The organism is Desulfobacter hydrogenophilus (genome assembly GCF_004319545.1).
GTDB classification, from domain to species: Bacteria; Desulfobacterota; Desulfobacteria; order Desulfobacterales; family Desulfobacteraceae; genus Desulfobacter; species Desulfobacter hydrogenophilus.
In genome coordinates, this window is record NZ_CP036313.1 from 195,521 (window position 1) to 212,029 (window position 16,509).

General features: G+C 47.1%; 14 protein-coding genes and 1 pseudogene. 13 read left to right on the forward strand and 2 right to left on the reverse strand.

The genetic code is table 11. The features are described 5' to 3' along the window. The first annotated feature begins 2 nt into the window (after positions 1-2). From EYB58_RS00930 to EYB58_RS00945, 4 genes are all read left to right on the forward strand, one after another. Positions 3-1,259: a M48 family metallopeptidase gene (locus EYB58_RS00930; protein WP_111954206.1), complete on the forward strand. Its 1,257-nt coding sequence runs from the start codon at positions 3-5 to the stop codon at positions 1,257-1,259. Positions 1,260-1,263: 4 nt separating this feature from the next. Next, positions 1,264-1,776, forward strand: a complete 513-nt coding sequence (locus tag EYB58_RS00935; protein WP_111954208.1) for a YfcE family phosphodiesterase — start codon at positions 1,264-1,266, stop codon at positions 1,774-1,776. A gap of 35 nt (positions 1,777-1,811) precedes the next feature. Beyond that, positions 1,812-2,009, forward strand: coding sequence for a hypothetical protein (locus EYB58_RS00940; RefSeq protein ID WP_131071978.1), 198 nt, complete (start codon positions 1,812-1,814; stop codon positions 2,007-2,009). Between the two features lie 215 nt (positions 2,010-2,224). After that, complete coding sequence (locus EYB58_RS00945) at positions 2,225-3,877, forward strand: glutamate synthase-related protein (protein WP_111954327.1); 1,653 nt, start codon at positions 2,225-2,227, stop codon at positions 3,875-3,877. 330 nt (positions 3,878-4,207) lie between these two features. Here the strand turns inward: EYB58_RS00945 and EYB58_RS00950 are convergent, their stop codons facing one another. Both EYB58_RS00950 and EYB58_RS00955 read right to left on the reverse strand, forming a co-directional pair. Next, the gene (locus EYB58_RS00950; protein WP_111954210.1) at positions 4,208-5,509 is read right to left on the reverse strand and encodes a helix-turn-helix domain-containing protein; all 1,302 of its coding nucleotides are present in this window, start codon (positions 5,507-5,509) and stop codon (positions 4,208-4,210) included. 128 nt (positions 5,510-5,637) lie between these two features. Further along, positions 5,638-6,297 (reverse strand): J domain-containing protein, encoded by a 660-nt coding sequence (locus EYB58_RS00955; RefSeq protein ID WP_163354286.1) that lies wholly within the window; start codon positions 6,295-6,297, stop codon positions 5,638-5,640. Positions 6,298-6,522: 225 nt separating this feature from the next. Here EYB58_RS00955 and EYB58_RS00960 point away from each other — a divergent pair, with 225 nt between their 5' ends. The 9 genes and pseudogenes from EYB58_RS00960 to EYB58_RS01000 form a co-directional block, all read left to right on the forward strand. After that, complete coding sequence (locus EYB58_RS00960; RefSeq protein ID WP_111954214.1) at positions 6,523-8,268, forward strand: ARMT1-like domain-containing protein; 1,746 nt, start codon at positions 6,523-6,525, stop codon at positions 8,266-8,268. A 15-nt stretch (positions 8,269-8,283) separates the two neighbouring features. Next, the gene (gene gspF, locus EYB58_RS00965) at positions 8,284-9,531 is read left to right on the forward strand and encodes a type II secretion system inner membrane protein GspF (RefSeq protein WP_111954216.1); all 1,248 of its coding nucleotides are present in this window, start codon (positions 8,284-8,286) and stop codon (positions 9,529-9,531) included. A 185-nt stretch (positions 9,532-9,716) separates the two neighbouring features. Beyond that, the gene (locus EYB58_RS00970) at positions 9,717-11,060 is read left to right on the forward strand and encodes a M48 family metalloprotease (RefSeq protein WP_111954218.1); all 1,344 of its coding nucleotides are present in this window, start codon (positions 9,717-9,719) and stop codon (positions 11,058-11,060) included. A 76-nt stretch (positions 11,061-11,136) separates the two neighbouring features. Beyond that, positions 11,137-11,406 (forward strand): hypothetical protein, encoded by a 270-nt coding sequence (locus EYB58_RS00975; protein WP_111954220.1) that lies wholly within the window; start codon positions 11,137-11,139, stop codon positions 11,404-11,406. 661 nt (positions 11,407-12,067) lie between these two features. After that, positions 12,068-13,192, forward strand: coding sequence for a branched-chain amino acid ABC transporter substrate-binding protein (locus EYB58_RS00980; RefSeq protein WP_111954222.1), 1,125 nt, complete (start codon positions 12,068-12,070; stop codon positions 13,190-13,192). A gap of 58 nt (positions 13,193-13,250) precedes the next feature. After that, positions 13,251-14,147, forward strand: a complete 897-nt coding sequence (locus tag EYB58_RS00985; protein WP_111954224.1) for a branched-chain amino acid ABC transporter permease — start codon at positions 13,251-13,253, stop codon at positions 14,145-14,147. Beyond that, positions 14,144-15,103 (forward strand): branched-chain amino acid ABC transporter permease, encoded by a 960-nt coding sequence (locus tag EYB58_RS00990; RefSeq protein ID WP_111954226.1) that lies wholly within the window; start codon positions 14,144-14,146, stop codon positions 15,101-15,103. Before EYB58_RS00985 ends, EYB58_RS00990 begins: the two co-directional genes overlap by 4 nt. Then, positions 15,090-15,863 carry an ABC transporter ATP-binding protein gene (locus EYB58_RS00995; protein ID WP_111954228.1) on the forward strand — a complete coding sequence of 258 codons (774 nt, stop codon included), beginning with the start codon at positions 15,090-15,092 and terminating at the stop codon, positions 15,861-15,863. The genes EYB58_RS00990 and EYB58_RS00995 overlap by 14 nt, the downstream gene beginning before the upstream one ends. Beyond that, a pseudogene (locus EYB58_RS01000) lies at positions 15,856-16,350 on the forward strand (ABC transporter ATP-binding protein); the annotation flags it as partial. The gene EYB58_RS00995 and the pseudogene EYB58_RS01000, both read left to right, overlap by 8 nt. Between the last annotated feature and the right edge of the window lie 159 nt (positions 16,351-16,509).

Genomic DNA, 16,509 nt, shown 5'->3' on the forward strand with positions numbered 1-16,509 from the left:
CAATGTTTTTATCTGACCTAACGATCACCAACATTATTATCGTTACACTCATTGTGGATTTTACAATGAATTATGTGGCTGATCGTCTGAACATAGGTAGGCTGACAACGCATCTGCCTGAAAAATTTTCAGATATCTACGACAAAGAACGGTATGAACAGTCTCAGCATTATCTTAAGGCGACCACCCGATTTGGTACGATCACGTCGACCATTGATCTTGGTGTTCTTTTAGGGTTCTGGTTTCTGGGCGGATTCGGTGCCCTTGATAATTTTGTCAGAGAAACCGGATGGTCTTCCATTGCCTGCGGACTTTTGTTCATCGGAGTCCTTGCAGGATGCAAATTTATTATATCCCTGCCCTTTTCCATCTATTCCACTTTTGTCATTGAAGAAAAATTTGGGTTTAATAAAACCACACCAAAGCTTTTTGTTCTGGATTTGCTAAAATCCATGGTTTTATCCCTGGCATTAGGCATCCCCTTGCTGTCTGCCATATTCTGGTTTCTGGAAAGCACAGGCCCTTGGGCCTGGGTGATCTGCTGGGGTGTGACCACCGTTTTTATCCTGGCGGTTCAATATATTGTTCCCACATGGATCATGCCGTTGTTCAATAAGTTTTCCCCCCTTGAAAACGGTGAATTAAAGAACAAACTTTTTGCCTATGCGAAAACCATTGATTTTCCTTTAACTCAAATCTTTGTCATGGATGGTTCCAAACGCAGCACCAAGTCCAATGCGTTTTTCACAGGGTTTGGAAAAAACAAGCGCATTGTGCTGTTTGATACCCTGATCAACGCCCATACTCCGGATGAACTTCTGGGTGTACTCGCCCATGAAATGGGGCATTTCAAAAAAAAGCACATCCAGCGCCGTCTTATTTTCGGCATTCTTCAGATGGGGGGGATTTTTTACCTTCTGTCTTTATTCATCACCCAACAAAGCCTGTTCACGGCATTTTATGTGGATACGCCGTCCATATATGCCGGTCTTGTTTTTTTCAGTATTCTGTTTTCCCCGGTTGACCTGGTCATCTCCATTATTATGCAGTTCTTCTCCAGAAAGGATGAGTACGAAGCAGACCGATTTGCCGCGGTGACAACCCAAAAGGCCGGGGCCTTGATAACGGCTTTAAAAAAACTCAGTGCCGACAATCTTGCCAATCTTACCCCGCACCCCTTTTATGTATTTTTAAATTATTCCCATCCGCCACTGGCCCAGCGCATTGCTGCCATGGAAAAAATTAAAGGTACGATCTGATATCATGGAACGACTGCTAGTCTTTTCCGATCTTCACGGCTATTTCCCGGCCTGGCTGACGGTAAAAGCCTTGGTCGGTCCCGGTGATGCCGTTGCCATTGCAGGGGATTTGTTTGATACAAGGTATGGCAGCTACAATGACTCCGATTTTGCCCCGGAACACATTCGAGCAACCATGGCCGACCTGGATTTTAAACTTTTTTATATTTATGGCAATTGTGACGTGGAAGGATTCTGTAAAGGTTATTCCCACGAATTGAGATTTAAGGCCTTTGATAAAACCATTTTTATGCATCACGGGCACAAGAATCCCCTGATAATCCCCCAAGGTACAGATATCGTTATCCAAGGTCACACCCACCTGCCCCAGTTAGAAAAAATTCAAAATTGTATCCACCTGAATCCAGGCTCCATCGCACTTCCCAGAAACGAGACACCGACCTTTGCCGTCATTGACAACAACAGTGTAAATTTAATGACGCTGTCCGGCAAAAAACTGGCATCACTGAATTTTTAACTTTTTGCCCGCTACCGACCGTACCAGGAACAGTTGTGGGTACAGTTTATCAATGTCTTTTCACCGGTGATACCGGTGCCGTTAGGCTTCATTTATTCAACAAAATCCACGCCTCTATTTTTCACGCAGCTCATGTGTCTTGGACGTCCAAAAGCCGGATCAAAGCGCTTTCGATAACGGCCATGGGCTACCTGATCTATCGCCACCTATACTCAACCCACAACGAAACATGATAGTAATTTAAAATTAACCTTACTGTAATTACTGCATTGACAATAAAATTATAGATTAATAAACTACCTATGTTTATTTTAATCGATAACTTTAGTTTTTTGTTCAGTTTCTTTTACTTTTAAAGAAGCGACCTAATGTTTTTACGACCTGTATTTTTCACAGGTCGTTCATAAATCGAAAACGATAATTTGAAAAGGAGTGGCAATTCATGGATATGAGATTTTCAAAGGGCAATGATGCACTGGGAACCAAAAACCGGGGAGATGTTTGTGAATCAAGCCTGTGTACCCTGTGCCGGGCTGACTGCGTCGGGAAATGCGAAACCTGGCTGTCCAGCATGGTAGGCCGGGAACTGCTGTACCCCCGCAGCTTTGGCCTGGTAACAGCCGGAGCCAACAACACCAGCCATGTGGGGGTTTCCTACAACAGCCTGAGAGTACAGGGGTATGCGTATGGAGCCAACGGTATGACAAACGAACTTACCAACAGCCCGGATGATTGTGTTTTCCCCAATGTTTCCCTGGAAACCGAATTTGGCAAAAAACAAAAGACCAAGATAAAAATGCCTTTAATGACCGGCGCCTTAGGCTCAACATTCATCGCAGAAAAATATTGGGATTCTTTTGCCATCGGCGGTGCACTGGTCGGTATCCCTGTGGTCATTGGAGAGAATGTGGTGGGCGTTGACCGTAATTCTGAAATTTCGAACACCGAAACCAAGCAGGGAAAAATAAAAAGTGCCCCTGAGCTGGACCGCCGTATTGATACTTACCTGCGGTACTATGACGGGTACGGCGCCATCATTGTTCAGCTCAATGTGGAAGATACCAGAAACGGTGTGGCCGAATACGTTGTGGACAAGTATGGCGACAAATGTATCATTGAGTTAAAATGGGGACAGGGAGCTAAAAATATCGGCGGAGAAATCCAGGTGCGCTCCCTGGAATATGCAACCTTTCTGAAAAATCGCGGTTACGTAGTGGACCCGGATCCCACAAAAGAGGATGTCCGTCAGGGATTTGAGCAAGGCGCCATCAAGGCCTTTGCCCGCCACAGCCGGCTGGGGGGTACCAACCTTTCCTCTGTGGGCCAGGTTCAGGAAGATTTTATGAGCAGTGTGGCATACCTGCGCAGCATCGGATTTGAACGGATCACTCTGAAAACAGGTTCCTACGGCATGGAAGAATTGGCCATGGCCATCAAATTTGCTACGGATGCGGAACTGGATCTGCTCACCATTGACGGCTCCGGCGGCGGCACGGGCATGAGCCCCTGGAATATGATGCAGAGCTGGGGAGTTCCTTCCATCATCCTCCATGCAAAAGCCCATGAATACGCAAGTCTTCTGTCTGCCAAGGGAAAAAGCGTGGTGGACATGTCCTTTGCCGGTGGGTTTGCACTGGAAGATCATATATTTAAAGCCCTGGCCGTAGGCGCACCCTACACCAAGCTGGTGTGCATGGGCCGGGCAATCATGATACCGGGATTTTTAGGCGCCAACATTGAAGGGGCTATCTACCCGGAACGCCGGGCCGAGGTCAATGGAAACTGGAATGAACTGCCAAAGAATGTTCTGGAAGTAGGCAAGACTGCGGATGAAATTTTTGCCTGTTACCACGATCTGGAAGATAAGCTCGGCAAGGACGAAATGAAAAATATCCCCTATGGCGCCATTGCCTTTTACACCCTGGCGGATAAGCTGGGATGCGGCCTGCAGCAGCTCATGGCAGGGGCCAGGAAATTCTCACTGAACAAAATCACCCGGCAGGAAATTTTTTCCGGAAACCGGGAAACTGCCAAAGAGACAGGAATCCCGCATGTCGCAGACGTTAACGATGAAAGTGCCAGAAAGATCCTGAACTCTTAGCTTGAGCCTGAACAGAAACCCCATGCTTAAACGAAAAGTTGCCTAAAGGCAACACCGCAGATGGATGACTTTTCGTTCAAACAATAGCCTAGGACCATGATCGGAATAAAACCTTCCAAAAGATGGTTTAGAATTTTCATCCGTATTCAAGGCGTGGCAATGGGAGCATATTGAAATATGTGCTCATTGTCACAACGAATAAGACGGATGAAAAGGCCAACCATATGGGAGGGTTTATTTTGATTATGAGCCTTAGGACCGCAAATTCGTCTACCTTAGGGCCATGGAACTTTTAAAATTTACCAACATGGCCCTTATTTCATGCGGTCCTTATTGAGCTTTCATATTGATCCAGAACAAGGTGGCAGGCTCTGTCAGGGGATTGACCCACTGACTTGGGAAATCTTTACCCAGGAAAATGGTATCCCCCGCTGACATATCCTGCGCCCTGTTATCCAAAACCAAATCAAGGCGACCGGACACCAGGTGTCCCAGTTCAGGACCTTTGTGAACCATAAAATGGGCGTTGAGCCGTTTTCCAGGAAGAACGGTTATCAAAAAGGCATCCATGGGCAAATCCAGGTCCGGTGGGGTCAACTGGGCGATTTCAACACTATTTTTATCCAGATCCGATCGGATGATGCGCACGGATTCATCACTGGAAAAAATGTCCTTGGGACCGGGAATCCGGGGCCTGAAAAAAGAGGCCACGTCCACGGACAGATTTTCGGCAATGCGGTAAAGCGCCGGTAAAGACGGAAACACATTGTTATTCTCTATCTGTGAAATGGTGGAAGGGGTAACCCCGGCCAGGCGGGCCAACTTTCTCTGGGACATTCCCTGATGGCTGCGGAACGCCTTGACTGCCTGGCCAAGATCCAGAATGACAGCTTTTTTTGTTCCGGATTTTCGGAGCCGGATTTCCCCGTTTTCACAAAAATAAGGAACCGGGATGCCCAAGTCGGCGGGATAGCGTTTGTCTGCCTTAAGAATTTTAATGCAGGATCGACCCTGGGTCATGGTCAAATCCACCGCCACCTGGGCGATCTGATTGATATGAGCCCTGAGTCGGCCCGAATGGGCGTTTTTTTCAACGATCCAATAGGCAATAGTATCCATTTCATAGAGCCTGGGACAGGAATGGGAGTAGAATTTCAGGATCTGATCTTCCCCTTCCCACAGGTCCTGCATACCCGTGAGACTTTCCATGACAAACCGCACATCTCCGGAAAGAGTTCGGTGCAGGGCGTCAATGGCGTCAAGCACCGTATCCGGCTTCCAGGGATCAGTCACCCGGATAATCTGATAAGGCCACTGGGCACCGTTTTTTTCGTAAAATTTATTGAACACTTCGGCCTTATCACCCTTACCGTTGGTAAAGCAGTCCAGAATAGTCAGCTGGGGGTTATCCGCCAAGGGGCCCAGGGTCTGGATAAGATTTTTCGGAGACCTGTCAAAGGATACATATACAATGGGTTTTTCCTGCTGGTGGGACGCCTGGATGAATTTCATACAAAAAGGATAGGCCAGGCTACCGGCATCATCATACAAAACCACGTTGTCACCGATAAACAGTCCGTTGAGCAACCGGTCCAGTCCGGGGATTCCTGAAGACACCTTTTTTTTAACCATAAATAATAATTCCAAGTTTTTTTCAATTGGTTGTTCAATGCTTGGGCATCATATCAGAAACAATTTGATAAAACTATTTTCATGCATTCCAGGTACAAGGATAACCTGCTTTTTGAAGGGAACGTTTATCAATGCTCTTTCACCGATGATACCGGAGCAATGGGACTAATTTTCTCCACAGGTCCCACGCCTCTGTTTTTTATGTGACCCATGTTTCCAGGGCGCCCAGTGACTGAATTAAAGTACTTTCTATAGTTGGCACAGCAGCCGGGGGGCCTGTTTTTTTGGTAACCCCGGGGTTTCGTACCTGCCGGGTTATGATTAACCGCATTTTGAAACACTGTCTCAAACGGTGTTTTCCTCGTCCTATCGACTGTATCTGCCCGGCAATGCGCCCCGGACTTGTGTGTTTGACCAAAGCGGCCTGCGCCTTGGACTTTTGCCTTTTTTTTCCCTTTACAGCGTTTTGTTAAGCCGGCGACCAGGGACGAAAAAAAGCCCTGGAACCTTTTCCCGCTGCAATGGATTGAGGCGCAACCCTGGCTAGAAGTCGAAGGGTTTTGCCCGACGCCCGGCTCGACAATGGTATCCGGCAGCAAAGGCAACAGAAAATGAAAGGCTTCATTAACCTGTTTCATTTTTTCTTCTGCTTTCTTTACCTTCAACGGATCCTTTGCAAACTTGTCCGGATGCCAGGTTTTGGCAAGCTGGCGAAAGGCTGTTCGGGCATCTGTACGGGTGGCAGACGGTACAAGGCCTAAAATATCGAACCCGCTTTGTTTATCCATGAATTCAACCATACTCCGGGGCCCAATCCCGGTCAAGCCTTTCAGGCAGACCTGCTGGGGCAATCGCATATATTCTATGGCTGATACTTGGTTTGAAAAACAAAACCGGGCATGATAATATCCCCTTCACTGCCACAGGACCCCAAGTGGTTCTGAAAGGCCTTTATGACGGCTGGATTCTTTATTGTTCGTTGATCTGTCTTTGTAAGCACTTAAGGAGAAAAAATGCCATCCTGTGAAGCTGAGTCTAAACCCATCAATATAACTCCGGACCAAAATGCATGGTTTACAGCATTCTTCCTTGAAAACCATATTGATCCGTTTGCCTATCCCACAAAAGTAGGATCCCGGGAGCAGATGGAATTCATGGTCTATTCGGAAAACGACGAACGGTTCTATCCCTGCTCCGATACTATGTTTGCTGCGATTATGTCCCGGAAAAGGCCAAGATTTTTGTGTAACCGTTACCGAGAGGTGCTTGACAGAATTTTTGTCCTTATCAAAGAGTTCATTGATTCAGAAGAGGACCGCGCGTTCCTGTCCAGCTTGATACAAATAAAATATGATAATGAGATTCAAAGCCGACTGCTCATACCCTCCCGGCTTGAAAAACGCCTGTATAAAATTTTCTTAAGCCGCACCCATATAGAAGACCCCTATGAAAGCCAAAAAAAAAAAGAAAATGCCAGGGCATACAGATTCATGGTTTCCGAATCCTTTAAAAAAGCCTTAAACGAAGTTAACGGTGCCCTGGGCAAGATGAAAGGATTGACCCTTACACAGGTTAAGGCAAAGATCAATGAGATAGAATTCACACGGCGGCTCTCCCTCTTGACGGGCTCCGCCCTGTGGCAGGATGAGGATTTCAAGGTCCCCTCGACATCGGCCATAAAAACCTTGTTGAAAACAAAAATTACAGGCAACGGCATGGAACGGCTTCTTGAACTGGTGAATACGCCGAAATCAAAAATTCTGTGGCTTACCGATGAGTCCAGGGATGTGGTGGCGGACATTGCCATTGCCCAGTTCCTTGCAAACATAGGCCATGTGGTGATTCTTTCGGTCAAAGAAAAACCATTTTATAAAAAAGTCTGCCTGAACGACACCCGTACAGACCCGGTTTTATCCAAAATCCTGGACCAGGCCCATTTCATCCAAGACAAAACCATCAGTAAAAACAAGCTGGTCCAACGTCTGAAACAAGATGAACATCTGTATGTGATATCCGACGGTACCCAGGAAGCACTGAATCTATCGCTGGTCTCCACCACCTTTTCACGGGTTTTCAAGGAGGTGGACTGCGTGGTGACAAGAGGGCCGAAACAAAAAAATCGGATGATCCAGACCCATTTCAGGTTTACCAGGGATGTGATCAATATCTGCACAAAAGGCAACAAATTGGACATTGTCTTTAAGCCCAGGCACCCTGATTTTATCAATTTCAGCCACACGGACCTTGAAGAAAAGGCCAATAAAATTATTTCCGAAATGAAACAGGCCAAAAAGAAAAACATGACCGTAATGTTTTACTCGGGCATCATCGGTTCCATCCCCGGCAAAATTGATGTTGCAAAAAAAATAATGAGTCATTTTATTAACCATTTAAAAAACCAGTCCGACAATCTGTTTATCATTAATCCGTCTTCATATTATGAGGCTGGCATGGATGCCGATGATCTGATGTATATGTGGGAAATTGTTCAACGAAGCGGATACATTGATATCTGGCGGTTTCAAACCTCAGAAGACATCGCCCAAAGCTTTGAAATCATGGGACAGAAAGTACCGCCGGAATGGATCGGAAAGGATGCCACCTATTCCACCGGCTGCACCAAGGAGATGCGTATTGCCGAGGACGTCCAGAAAGAGAACCCGGAAATGCAGCTGATGGGGCCGGCTGTGGTTAAATTCATGCGCAGGAATGAATATGGGGTGGGCTCCATGTATGATCGACGCCTGACCCGTATATAAAGGATCGCATACACTATGGCCGTTTTCGAATATAACGGGCTGAGTGCTTCCGGCAAAAAAAAATCAGGCATTATAGATGCTGAAACTCCTGAGGCAGCCCAGGATGATTTGAAACAAAAAGGCATTTTCCCCACCTCAATCCTTCGAATTGAATCAGGGGCAGGCCACGTTAAAACAAAAAAAGGGACACCCGGGGAAAAGACATTTAACCTGCCGCCCCTTTTCTCTTCCGTAAAATCTTCCGAAATCACCATGATCACACGCCAGCTGGCCACGCTTCTGGCCGCAGGCTTTCCCTTGCTCAAAGCCCTTGCCACCCTGGTGCCCCAGGCTAGGACCAAGGCGTTTAAGCGGGTCCTGTCCAGGGTCAAGGACGCCATTGAAGAAGGAAACAGCTTTGCCGACGCTTTAGGCGCCCACCCCCAGGTCTTTTCTGCGGTATACATCAACATGGTCAAGGCCGGGGAGGCCTCGGGCACCTTAGAGGTTGTGCTGGAACGGCTGGCCGATTTCAGCGAAAAAAGAGAGGACACAAAGAAGAAAATTCAAGCGTCCCTTGCCTATCCCGTGCTCATGGCGGTCATTGGCTTTCTTGTACTTGTGTTTCTTTTGACCTTTATTGTCCCCAATATCACAAAAATATTTACAGATATGAACCATGAGCTGCCCATGCCCACCCAAATTCTTCTTGGTATCAGCAGCATAGTAAAAGCGTGGTGGTGGCTGATCATTCCCGCACCGTTTTTTGGCCTTTTGTGCCTGTACGGTATCCGCAGAACAGACAAAGGGGGGCGTGTTATAGACCAGATCATTTTATCCCTGCCGGTTTCCGGCGGCCTGACCAGACAGCTCATTGCATCCCGGTTTTCCAGGACATTAGGGTCTTTGCTTGACAACGGGGTGCCGCTTTTAACAGCCCTGGGCATTACCAAAACCATTTCCGGCAACCGGGTGATTGCCGAACTGATCGAAAAGTCCGCCCAGGCAGTGGAACAAGGCGGCAGTCTGGGTTCTGTTCTGGAAAAAAATTCAGCCTTTCCGGACCTTGCAGCCCAGATGATCAAGGTGGGAGAAAAAAGCGGTGAAATGGAAAAGATGCTGGAAAAATCAGCAGAACTGTTTGAACGAAATGTTCAGACTGCCATTACAGCCGCTACCTCAATCATCGAACCTTTGATCATTCTTATCATGGGCGTGGTCATCGGATTTATCATCCTTGCGGTTTGTTTGCCAATATTTGAAATTAACCAGTTAATAGGATAGGGACCGCAGATTAAATACGTTGGGCAAAAATAACGCCGAATGTTGGTTCATCTACAAGGCGCATTAAAGGTTGAATAGCAGGCCTGGGTGCCCGGTGGCAGGACGGAAAACCGGATAAGGAAGCAAAGTGCCATTATCCGTTTGCCTGTTAAAACGGTATAGAATCTGAAAAAAACAGGAGGATTATGAAACAAATTGAAAGCACCGGAATGACCCGGCGGGACTTTTTGCAAGGCTGTGCAGCAACGGCCGTAACCCTGGCAGGGGCGGGACTGTTCCAGGGGTGCGCCATTGATCCGGTCACCGGGCAAAAGCAGTTGATGCTCATGAGCCGGGACCAGGAAATATCCCTGGATCGACAGCAGTCGCCCTTTCAATTTTCTTCGGACTACGGTGTAACCCAGGATAACGAACTGAACCGGTATGTTTCAGGCGTGGGCAGATCCATGGTGCCCCGGGTGCACCGACCCGACATGCCCTATAATTTCCAGGTGGTCAATGCCACCTATATAAATGCCTATGCGTTCCCCGGCGGCTCCATCGCCGTGACCCGGGGAATTTTACTGAAGATTGACAATGAGGCTGAGCTGGCCTCACTTCTGGGTCACGAACTGGGGCATGTCAATGCACGGCATACGGCCGAACAGCAATCCAAAGGACAGATCTCGTCCATTCTGCTGGCAGGTCTTTCAGCGGCAGTAGAGACCCAGGGTGCCGGATTGGGCGATTGGGCCCAGAAGCTTGGAGGCCTGGGGCAGGGTCTATTTCTTTCCAAATACTCCCGGGATAACGAGCGTGAGGCCGATGCCTTAGGGCACCAGTACATGGCCCGGTCCGGATACAACTCCAAAGGGTTTACCGGCCTGATGGAAATGCTCAACGAAATGAATACCACAAAGCCCAGTTCAACCCAAATGCTGTTTGCCACCCATCCCATGAGCCGGGAACGGCTGGACGCCGCAAGAGACAGGGACAATGGAATATACCGGGACACCCACTCCCTGAGCCTGTATCGCGAAAGATATATGGACCACACAGCCAATTTAAGGTCAATGAAAGCCATGATTGTCAAACTCCAGGATGCCGATCATTTTCTGGCCAAAGAGCAATATGACCAGGCCGAAGGTGCTTTGATGGCTGCTCTCAGATTAAAAGACAATGATTATACGGCCCAGGTGATGACAGCCAAATGTATGCTGATCAGGGAAAAGAATCAGAACGCTGCATACCATGCCGGCCTTGCCAAACAGCTTTCTCCCCAAGAAAACCAGGGACATTATATTTCAGGACTTTCCAATCTGGCGTTAAAAAAGCCTATGCAGGCCTATAATGATTTTTCTGCTTGCAGCAGGCTGCTGCCGGGAAATCCCCAGACAACCTTTTACCAGGGCTACGCCCTTGATATGGCCGGTAAAAAACAGCGGGCAGCCCGGGCGTATGCGGCTTATCTAAAAGAGATCCATTATGCGTCAAATAAGTACAGCCAGTATGCGTATAAGCAGCTTAAAGCATGGAATTATGTTGATTAGTGTTCAATTCCGGCAATTCCGGGGACACTATATTTAATTTTAACCAGAAAAGGCACCGGTTAAACCGGTAATTTCCATGTTCGGTGAAGAAGAACGCAACTTAACATCACAAGGAGACTTAAATGAGGCAATTACTTTTTTGTATGACGATTATTTTTTTTATCACCTGGTTGTGAAGGCTTCTACCTTAAAAAAAGATGATGCGTCAATTATGGGCAAACAAATAGTGAGCAACATTAAGCAGGAAAAGTATATACTGAACCATGGACAGGGATGGAGTTTGTATGGGTTCTTGGCGGCTGTTTTCAGATGGGAACCCCAGAAGGTGGTTCATTTAATGCGGTAATCTCCGAGAATGGTGCAAGGACCTGTATGCAAAAGATGCCTGCAGCAATCATAGTCTCCAGAACCCTACGCACATAAGTGAGGATAAAAAAGAAAGTTAGTCGTACAATTCGTGGTGACAGTTATTATCTCAATTCTTGCGATGTTCGCTGTGATAGTCGAACTTGGAGCTGGAGAGACCACAACGAGGTAGACGTTGATTTTAGGCTTATCAAGAAAAATTGAAGGTATTATCAGTTGTCGATAAGTCAAGCGTGGTCGGAGTAGGGCGGACCATGGACCGCTGCATCCTCACGATTTTAAAAACCCTGGAAAAACACCCGGAATTGCAAGACCGCGTGATATATTGATGAGCGTATGCCGGAATATTAATTCCAATCTTTTGGATACATCTTTGTAATGCTTGGAATATTATATATACGCCTGGGGTTAAAATCTTCGTACACCTTGTAATCGATAGAATTTCCTGGCTTTCGTTCAGCCACTAATTACCATGTTGCCACACTGCCGAGGCTATGCTATAAACCCTCCTTCATAAGCATTCAGGTCTTTGATTTCAGTAGAAATTTTGCTAAATTTAAAGTCATTGAACAATATCATTGAAGATTTAACGTTTTACCCCTCTCCTCTATTTTGTAGGGGAGAAATGCAAGGAGAAAACTATGAAACAAACAGCTTTGCTATCAATGTTCTTATTCATCTTTTGTTGTTTTGCAGGAGGTGCTCAGGCAGAAAATACGTTGAAAATCGGTGTTCAGGCACCAATCACAGGTAAGTATGCCAATGAAGGCCAGGGAATTGATCAGGCGGTGCGTCTGCTTGCAGAGCAGATCAACGCTAAAGGCGGTGTTCTTGGAAAACAGATCGAGGTTGTCAGCTGTGATGATGAAGGCACCGCAATGAAAGCAGCCATCTGTGCTAAAAATTTGGTAAACAAAGGTGTAAAGATGGTTATCGGATCCTACACCTCAACCTGTGCAGAAGCGGCCCAGGCAACCTACTACCGTGCAGGTGTGCTGCAAACCACCGATGGAACCAGTGACTCTTTGACTGAGCACGGCTACTGGACCTTTTTCAGAAACTCCTTCCCCAACAGTGCAGAAGGCAATTTTGCTGCAAAATATCTTGTTAAAGAAAAAAAATATCAACGAATTGCCATTCTTTCCGATTTTTCCAGCTATGCTGACGGCCTGGGAACGGCAGTTGAAAAAGCGGTTAAAAACCTTAACGGCAACATTATCTACAGAGGCAAGATTAAATCCGGCGCCCAGAATTTTACGCCTGTTATTACCCAGATCAAATCCAAAAAGCCTGATGTACTGTTTTTCTCCGGTTATTTCAGTGATGGCGGCTTGATCCGTTCACAGATGGTCGGGTTGGGTCTGAAGGCTGATTTTGTTGGCGGCGATTCCAATGATAACCCCGATTTCTTAAAACTTGCCGGGAAAAGTGCACAAGGCGCTTATATCATTAACGTACCAACGCCTGAATTGCTTCCCTATGACCTTGCCAAGGATTTTCTTAAAGCCTATAAAGCTAAATATAACATGACGCCGCCTTCCATCTGGACTCTGCTTAATGTTGACGGCATGCGCGCATTTATTCACGCCATGGAACAGAATAACAGCTTTGATACCAAACAAGCATCTGAATTTCTCCATCAGATGAAAGACTATCCCGGTATCACCGGCCCTATCTCTTTTGCCAAAGACGGCAACAGAATCGGCTCCGGTTACATGGCTTATCGTATAGAAGCAGACGGTAGCTACAAAATCGTCTTTAAATAATAAGCTTTGGCGCAGCACTCGTCTATCGGGTTGCTGTGCCGGACACTGCGTGATACGTATGGATATTTTTTTTCAACAGCTTGTCAATGGACTTACCATCGGTGCAATGTTTGCCCTGATTGCTCTGGGCTATACCATGGTCTACGGGGTGATGAAACTTATTAATTTTGCCCACGGAGATATGGTTGCAGGTGCTGCCTTTGTCGGCTTGACCATCTACACCCATATCATGGGTGAGGCGGCTTCCCTGCTTGCGGTCATCGCTATTTTCCTTCTGACGGCTGCTGTAGTGGCTTTTTTGGGAATTCTCTTAGAAAGGGCAGCTTACCGGCCCTTGCGAAATGCGCCTCGTCTTTCTGCCGTGGTAAGTGCTCTTGGTGCAAGTCTGATCATTCAAAACGGTATTATGCTGGTATGGGGCCCCCAGATGCGAATTTTCCCGGAACTTATTCCCCAGGTCTCCTGGGAATTTGGAGGGGTTATCGTGAGCCTTATCCAATTTCTCATCATGGGCGTATCACTTCTGCTCATGGTTGCCCTGTACCTGTTTATCGAAAAAACACGTATGGGTGCAGCCATCAGAGCGGCATCCATTGACCAGGATGCTGCACGCCTCATGGGAATCAATGTTGACCGGATCATTGCCGTCATCTTTATAATCGGTGCGTCACTTGGTGCCGTAGGCGGACTTTTTATTGGTCTGTACTATCGCGGCATTACCTTTAATATGGGGTGGCAGTATGGGCTCTATGCATTTGTCGCCGCCATTATGGGAGGAATCGGCAACATTCCCGGCGCTATGCTTGGCGGTATTATTTTAGGCCTTTTTAATGCCTTTATTGCCGGCTATGTCTCAAGTACCTGGGCCGATGCTTTTACCTTTATCCTCTTGATAGTTATTCTTATTGTACGCCCGACAGGCATTCTTGGCGAGCGGGTAGCGGAGAAGGTATGAAACATTCTGATTATTACGGATATGCCTTGTTTTTTCTTGCTCTTGTCATTCTTCCTTCTTTTCTTGATTCAAGGTGGCAGGCCGTTGCCACAACCTTTATCATTTTTACCATCGTTGCACTCAGCCAGGATGTGGTTTTGGGAAAAAGCGGAATGTTCAATATGGGACAGGCTCTTTTTTTCGGACTTGGTGCCTATACGTCGGCCATCTGTAACACAAAATTAGGTATGCCCCTTCTGGCAAGCGTGCCTTTGGCAATCATTATACCTGCTTTTTTCGGCATTATTCTTGCCGGCCCCATTATCCATCTGCGGGGCGACTATCTTCTGGTGGTCACCATTGGTTTTAACATCGTTTTTGTCCAGGCGTTGCAGAATAATCTGCTCGGGCTGACCGGTGGACCCAACGGAATTTTCGGCATTGATACCTTACAGATTCCAGGCGTTGATTCCGGAAGCCAGGCGGCTGTTTACTATATTTGTCTTGCTGCGCTGGTCATGGTGCTCATGATGCTAAAAAATCTGGAGACAAGCAAAGCAGGCCGGGCTCTGCACTATTTCAGGGAAGATCCGCTTGCAGCCGAGAGCATCGGTATCAATACCCGGGCCTATAAAATTTTTGCATTTGCCCTTGGCGCCGGGATAGCCGGCCTTGCAGGCACTTTATATGCCAATCAGTATTCTGCAGTGAGTCCCGAGGCCTTTGACTTTGTTCAGTCTGTGCTTTTTTTCAGTATTGTGATCGTTGGCGGGTCTTCAGTGCCGGGTATTGTTTTAGGTGTCTTTGTCATGTTTGTACTGCCTGAAATTTTTCGTGATTTTGCTACATGGCGTTATTTCATTTTCGGTTTTGCCATGATTTTCACCATGATTTTAAGGCCTTGCGGTATATGGCCCGCAACTTACGGCAAAGTGCCCGCCTATATCCTTAAAGGGAAACAACATGGCAAAAAATGATCTTGTACTTGAAAACGTGACCAAAAAATTCGGCGGTTTGACTGCGGTTGACCGGCTTGATATGGAAGTTTGCCAAGGGCAGATCTACGGCCTGATCGGACCAAACGGAGCAGGTAAAACCACCATATTCAACTGCATCACCGGTATCCATCCCTGTGAGGAAGGCCGCATCCTGTGGAAAGGTGACGACATCACAAAGCTTCCTCCTCACCGGATTGCAGCAAAAGGCATTCTACGTACCTTTCAGACCATCCGGCTTTTTCCCCAGATGAGCGTTGCCGAAAACATCATGAGCGGACGCCATGTAAAAAGTTCCCAAGGGTGGTGGCACGGTATTATGCATACACCGAAATCTCGAAGAGACGAACGGGAAAATTGGCTCAAAGTTGAAGAACAACTTGAGTTTTTTCAGTTACACGAGTTTACGGTCCAACCGGTACAGTCCCTTCCCTACGGGCTGCAGCGCAGGGTTGAGATTGCCCGAGCCATGGCTGCTGAACCATCGCTTCTTATTCTTGATGAACCTGCTGCCGGTCTCAATGATAAAGAAACCATGGGGCTTTTGAAACTGGTGTTTCGCATCAGGGAAATGGGCGTTACCATTCTTCTTATAGAACACGATATGGACCTTGTAATGCAACTGACGGAAAAGCTTACCGTAATCAACTTCGGCAAAAAAATAGCCGAGGGGACCCCGGCGCAAATCCAGCAGAACAAGGATGTTATTGAAGCATATCTGGGAAGTGACGATGATGACTGAAGAACTTTTGCTTGAACTCAAAGATATTCATGTCTCCTACGGCAGTATTGCCGCCATCAAAGGAATTTGTCTTGAGGTGTACAGAGGTGAAGTGGTGACGCTTTTAGGCGCCAACGGTGCCGGTAAAACCACAACTATGCGCACCATCAGCCGCCTGTTAAAGGCAAAGAGCGGTTCCATCCTTTTTAAGGGAAGTGATATCACCAATGTTCCTGCCCATAAAATTGTTGCCATGGGAATCAGCCATTCTCCCGAAGGACGGCGGGTATTTGGAACCCTGACGGTTAAAGAAAACTTAGCGCTTGGCAGCTATACCAGGAAACAGATTGACCCCCAAAGGCTTGCCTGGGTGTATGAATTATTCCCCCGTCTCCAGGAACGAAGTCGCCAGCTTGCAGGCACGATGTCCGGAGGTGAACAGCAGATGCTTGCCATCGGCAGAGCACTGATGAGCAAACCGGAGTTGCTGCTTTTGGATGAACCAAGTCTGGGCATTGCTCCCATTCTGGTCAAAGAGATCTTTCGTCAGATCAGACAAATTGCAGACAGCGGTGTCACCGTTCTCATTGTTGAACAGAATGCCCGGGCAGCACTCAAGCTTGCCGACCGGGGTTATGTACTTGAAGTGGGTAAAATCGTTTTTTCC

Excerpts from the sequence above, each read along its gene's own strand:
- EYB58_RS00930 (WP_111954206.1), top strand. The coding sequence starts at position 3 with ATGTTTTTATCTGACCTAACGATCACCAACATTATTATCGTTACACTC.
- EYB58_RS00935 (WP_111954208.1), top strand. The coding sequence starts at position 1,264 with ATGGAACGACTGCTAGTCTTTTCCGATCTTCACGGCTATTTCCCGGCC.
- EYB58_RS00945 (WP_111954327.1), top strand. The coding sequence starts at position 2,225 with ATGAGATTTTCAAAGGGCAATGATGCACTGGGAACCAAAAACCGGGGA.
- EYB58_RS00950 (WP_111954210.1), bottom strand. The coding sequence starts at position 5,509 with ATGGTTAAAAAAAAGGTGTCTTCAGGAATCCCCGGACTGGACCGGTTG.
- EYB58_RS00955 (WP_163354286.1), bottom strand. The coding sequence starts at position 6,297 with ATGGATAAACAAAGCGGGTTCGATATTTTAGGCCTTGTACCGTCTGCC.
- EYB58_RS00960 (WP_111954214.1), top strand. The coding sequence starts at position 6,523 with ATGCCATCCTGTGAAGCTGAGTCTAAACCCATCAATATAACTCCGGAC.
- gspF (WP_111954216.1), top strand. The coding sequence starts at position 8,284 with ATGGCCGTTTTCGAATATAACGGGCTGAGTGCTTCCGGCAAAAAAAAA.
- EYB58_RS00970 (WP_111954218.1), top strand. The coding sequence starts at position 9,717 with ATGAAACAAATTGAAAGCACCGGAATGACCCGGCGGGACTTTTTGCAA.
- EYB58_RS00975 (WP_111954220.1), top strand. The coding sequence starts at position 11,137 with ATGTTCGGTGAAGAAGAACGCAACTTAACATCACAAGGAGACTTAAAT.
- EYB58_RS00980 (WP_111954222.1), top strand. The coding sequence starts at position 12,068 with ATGAAACAAACAGCTTTGCTATCAATGTTCTTATTCATCTTTTGTTGT.
- EYB58_RS00985 (WP_111954224.1), top strand. The coding sequence starts at position 13,251 with ATGGATATTTTTTTTCAACAGCTTGTCAATGGACTTACCATCGGTGCA.
- EYB58_RS00990 (WP_111954226.1), top strand. The coding sequence starts at position 14,144 with ATGAAACATTCTGATTATTACGGATATGCCTTGTTTTTTCTTGCTCTT.
- EYB58_RS00995 (WP_111954228.1), top strand. The coding sequence starts at position 15,090 with ATGGCAAAAAATGATCTTGTACTTGAAAACGTGACCAAAAAATTCGGC.